3 protein-coding genes and 1 pseudogene are annotated in these 4670 nt (G+C 67.3%); 2 read left to right on the forward strand and 2 right to left on the reverse strand.

Features of this window, described 5'->3' with window-relative positions; translation table 11 throughout:
- Together RT662_RS09015 and RT662_RS09020 are read left to right on the forward strand one after the other, a co-directional pair.
- A pseudogene (locus RT662_RS09015) lies at positions 1–215 on the forward strand (acetyl-CoA C-acyltransferase); the annotation flags it as partial.
- Positions 216–343: 128 nt separating this feature from the next.
- On the forward strand, positions 344–2149 hold the full coding sequence (locus RT662_RS09020) for a DEAD/DEAH box helicase (protein ID WP_313670383.1): 1806 nt from the start codon (positions 344–346) through the stop codon (positions 2147–2149).
- On the opposite strand, the gene RT662_RS09025 is transcribed toward RT662_RS09020, so the two are convergent.
- Positions 2131–3579: a DUF4403 family protein gene (locus RT662_RS09025; RefSeq protein ID WP_313670384.1), complete on the reverse strand. Its 1449-nt coding sequence runs from the start codon at positions 3577–3579 to the stop codon at positions 2131–2133. The genes RT662_RS09020 and RT662_RS09025 overlap by 19 nt on opposite strands.
- Before the next feature lie 80 nt (positions 3580–3659).
- Positions 3660–4649 carry a DUF2891 domain-containing protein gene (locus RT662_RS09030; protein ID WP_313670385.1) on the reverse strand — a complete coding sequence of 330 codons (990 nt, stop codon included), beginning with the start codon at positions 4647–4649 and terminating at the stop codon, positions 3660–3662.
- Between the last annotated feature and the right edge of the window lie 21 nt (positions 4650–4670).

The raw sequence follows: 4670 nt of genomic DNA on the forward strand, positions 1-4670 counted from the left end.
AGGTGCTCTACTGCCGCGACAAGCTGGGCATTCCTGACGAGCTGCTCAACGTCAACGGCGGCTCGATCTCGATCGGCCACCCCTATGGCATGACCGGCGCCCGCTGCACCGGCCACGCCCTGATCGAAGGCAAGCGCCGCGGTGCGAAATATGTGGTCGTCACCATGTGTGTGGGCGGCGGCATGGGCGCAGCCGGCCTGTTTGAAGTCTACTGAGGCAGCCTATCCTCCCCTCCCGCTCGCGGGAGGGGTTGGAACAGGATCAAGCCCGGCATGAGCGGGTTTGCGCTGTTATTGTGTGAACCTGATTCGCCTTTCACCGCCATTTGCGCCATAGGCCGCGCATGACCATTGAATCGCTCCCTGCGCCGCTGGCCCAGGCAATCGCAGCTCGCGGCTACGAAGAACTCACCCCCGTCCAATCCGCCGTGATCGCCGATGAAGCCCGCGGCCGGGATTTGCTGGTTTCTGCCCAGACCGGTTCGGGCAAGACCGTCGCCTTCGGCCTCGCCATGGCCGAAAATCTACTGGTGGGCGGCGAAAGCCTGCCCGCGCCGGCCCGCCCGCTGGCGCTGGTGATCGCACCGACGCGCGAACTGGCGCTGCAGGTCGCCAAGGAACTGGCCTGGCTTTATGCCCCCGCCCGCGGCCGCATTGCCACTTGCGTGGGCGGCATGAACCAGCAGGTCGAACGGCGCTCGCTGTCGGCTGGCACGCACATCGTCGTCGGCACGCCGGGCCGCCTGCGCGATCACCTCGAACGCGGCGGGCTGATGCTCGACAACTGCAAGGTCGTCGTGCTCGATGAAGCCGATGAGATGCTCGACATGGGCTTCCGCGAGGATCTGGAAGAAATTCTGGATGCGGCCCCCCCGGAGCGCCGCACCCTGATGTTTTCGGCGACCATGCCCAAGGGCATCGCCGAACTGGCCCGCGATTATCAGAAGGATGCGCTGCGCCTTGCCACCACTGGCCGCGCCAGCGCCCACACCGATATCGCCTATCAATGCGTTGCCACCGCGCCTGCCGATATCGAAGCCGCCGTGGTCAACCTGCTGCGTTTCCACGAACCGCCGACCGCATTGCTGTTCTGTGCCACGCGCGACAATGTTCGCCGCCTGCACGCCAGCCTGACCGAGCGCGGCTTTGCCGCCGTCGCGCTGTCGGGGGAGCATAGCCAGTCCGAACGCAACCAGGCGCTGCAGGCGCTGCGCGACCGTCGCGCGCGGCTTTGCGTGGCCACCGATGTGGCCGCGCGCGGCATCGATCTGCCCGGGCTTAGCCTCGTGATCCACGTTGAAGTGCCGCGCGACGCCGAAACATTGCAGCACCGTTCCGGCCGCACCGGCCGTGCTGGCGCCAAGGGCACCGCCGTGCTGATCGTGCCCTATCCCGCCCGTCGCCGGGTGGAGCGCATGTTGCAAGGGGCCGGCGTGAAGGCCGAATGGACCCCGGTGCCGACACTGGAAGCTATCGCCGTACAGGACCGCACGCGCCTGCTGGAAAACATCGGCGAAGGCATTGGCGCACTGGATGATGAGGACAAGCGCCTGGGCGAGGAGCTACTGACCCGCCACGGTGTCGACGAGATTGCCGCCGCACTGGTGCGCATGCACCGTGCCCGCCTGCCGCAGGCCGAAGAGCTGGTTGACGCCGGCCCCGCCCCGCGCGCCGAGCGCCGCGATACCCGTCAAGGCAACGACGCGGGCCGCAGCAATGATGGGGGTGGGGATCGCGGCGGCGAAGGCGTGTGGTTCCGGCTCGATGTGGGCCGCCGTGACAATGCCGATCCGCGCTGGATCATCCCGCTGCTCTGCCGGCGTGGGGGTGTGACCAAGCCTGATATCGGCGCCATCCGCATCTTCCCCGGCGAAACCATGGTGGAAATCGCACCTGACATGGCGGAACGCTTTGTGGTCGCACTGAAGCGCCACGCCACCCGCAAGGGCAACAGCGCTGAAGACCAGATCGATATCAGCCCGGCCGGCGGCCCGCCCCAAGAACGCTCTGCGCAGCGCCCGCCGCAGCAGCGCACCTTGTCAGCGCGACCGTCGCACCCCGGTGGTGCTGGCCCCCGGTCCGGCCCCGGAGCTGGCCCCAGAACGGGGCCGCGCCCGCCGAACAAGCCGCCTTATCGCGGACGGGGCTGAAGCATCGGTGCATAATCCAGTCGGGCACTGCCGGTGGCGGTGACCGGCAGGTAGATGCCCTGGCCCAGCACCACCGCCTTGCCGTGGTGTACCTCGTCCAGACGCATGGCGAGGCGGAATTCGCCGATCTTCACTTCGGCCAGCACCCGATCGATCTTGCGCAGCAGCTTGGTGTAATCGCGCGTGAAATCCTGAGTCAGCGCTTCTTCCAGCGCAGCCTTCACCTCGGCGGATTGTGCAACTGCCACCAGCAGCGGCAACTGCACATCATCACCGGGTTGGGCGGCGAGCGCCAGATCACGCACCAGCATCCGCTCGCTGTCCGGCTGTGTTTCCGGACGCGCTGTCAGCCACAGGCGCCCACGCGTGTCCAGCAACTGGCGCGGCCCGCGCGCCCTGATCTGCAGCCCCAGCGCCAGCTTGCCGCCTTCCGTGGCATACAGGGTGGACGGGCCAAAGCGTACCTTCACCCGGCCCCATTCCGGCACCAGCACACCGCGCGCCGCCACCTTGGCCAGCGCCTTGTCGATCTGGCGTTGCAACGTGGCCGGATCGGCCAGCACGGCACTGTGCAGCAGCAGGCCCGGCGGGCCACCCGTTTTGCCGATGGCCGGCAACGGCGTGGCTACAGGCGCGGCGGGTTGCTGGCCCAGCACCACTTCGGCCAATGCACCCAACCGTGCATCGATGCGCAGGTCGCGGCGCTCCACCTTCATGCCGTCTACCGCCAGCGCCTGCGGGGAAAGACGCAGCCAGGCCGCGGGGTTGCGGCGATTGATCGATTGCACGGTAAAGCCCTGCCGCCACAGCTTTTCCAGTTCCGATCGCACCGGCAATGTTGCCAGCCGGCGCGGCAGTTCGGCCTCCATCTTGGCCAGTATCGGCGCGAGCTTCTCGTCGGCCTTCTCGGTCAGCCTGATCTGCTGGCCCAAAATCGAAACGGTCGGTTCCTGCCGCCAGTCATAGCGCAGTTGGATACGCGCCGTCAGCCTGCCTTCGCGCGTCAGTTCCGGCACCAGATCGGCCGTGATCAGGGCTTTGGCTTCGGCCCCCTTGCCCATGCTCAGGCCGCCGATGTCGCGCGCTTCCAGCGTGGCGGCCACTGGCATTTCCAGGTGCAATTTGTCGCCTCGGCTGGAAAGCCGGATTGGGCCGCGTATCACATCGCCGACGATGCGGCACTTCACATCCGGTGTAAGTTTCAGCTTGGCGCCGAACATGTTCACCCGGCCGGCCTTCAGGCACACGCTGCCGGGCTTATCCACCTGCCAAAGCTGCTGCGGCACCGCATCGTTCACCGCGGCTTCCAGCAGCGCCAGCGGAACCCGCACTGGCAAGGCGATGCTGGATGGCGGCGGCGGTGGCAAGGGGCTGGGCGCGGCACGGGGAGGAGCGGTGGCGATGGCTGAAGTGCGGGTTTCGCGCAGCATTTGCCAGCTCAGCCCGCCCACGGCCGCGAGGGCCAGGGTCCCACCAAGCAGCCAATGACGCGTGCAGCGGCGCATCGCCTTCAGGCCTCCAGCGCCAGGAGGGCAAAGCTGGCCAGCCAATGCTCCCCGGCATAATCGCCGGCAATGTGGGGCAGGGCGGTAGCGATGTGCGCATCGGCAGCCGCGCGCAGCACCGGTGCGGTGGAATCGCGCTGGCCGAGTTTGGCGGCCAGCGTGCGAAACGCCCAGGCGCGGGAGAGGTTGAGGCCATCGAGATGTGCGATCTTGCCGTCGCTGCGATCAGTGACGGTGGCGGGGGTGAACAGGCTGGCAGGGGTTTGCAGCTTCGCCTTGGGCAGGAAGGCGCGGAACCAGCGCCGGAACTCTGTTGCTGGCAGCAGGGTCGCCATGGCCAGCGCTTCCATCAGCGTGGGTGACAGGAAGGCATCGCCATCGGGTTCCCAGGCCTGAGCGCTGCGATCGGTGCTGTACCAAGCGCGGGCCTTGTCGGCCATCAGGGCGAAGAGTTGGGGATCGTGATCGGCGGCCCATTGGGCGCTGAGCACGAGGGCGAAGGCGGTGTTGCCGTGCGCGCCGGTGCGGATGGGATAGGTGAAGCTGCCCAGCATCGCGCGCCAATGCGCAGCGAAATCATGCGCGAATGGTTCAAGAACTGGCGCCAAGGGGTTGTTCGCAGACGCCATTTCGGCGTGGAGCTTGAGCAGCCAGGCCCAGCCATAGGGCCGCTCGAACCCGCGCGACAGCGGCCGGGCGAGATAGACACGTTCCACCGCCACCTTGTCTGGCGTGAAGGTTTCGGCGGCCAGCGCGCGGGTTTCATCGGCCCGGGCGTGATGGGGAAACAAATGCGCCAGCCGCAGCAGTAGCCACCAGCCATGCACGCAGCTGTGCCAATCGAAACTGCCAAAGAACATCGGATGCAGATCCCGCGGCGTGCGGGCATCGCCATCGCCCGCCAGCACATGATCCAGCTTGTGCGGGTATTCGCGCGTCACATGGCCCAGCGCGATGCCGGACATGCGGGCAGCGAGGGCGGCGTCGAGCGTCATCGGAAGGCAAATCCCCAGATC

This window comes from Sandarakinorhabdus sp., assembly GCF_032115815.1.
Classification (GTDB): Bacteria; Pseudomonadota; Alphaproteobacteria; order Sphingomonadales; family Sphingomonadaceae; genus Sandarakinorhabdus.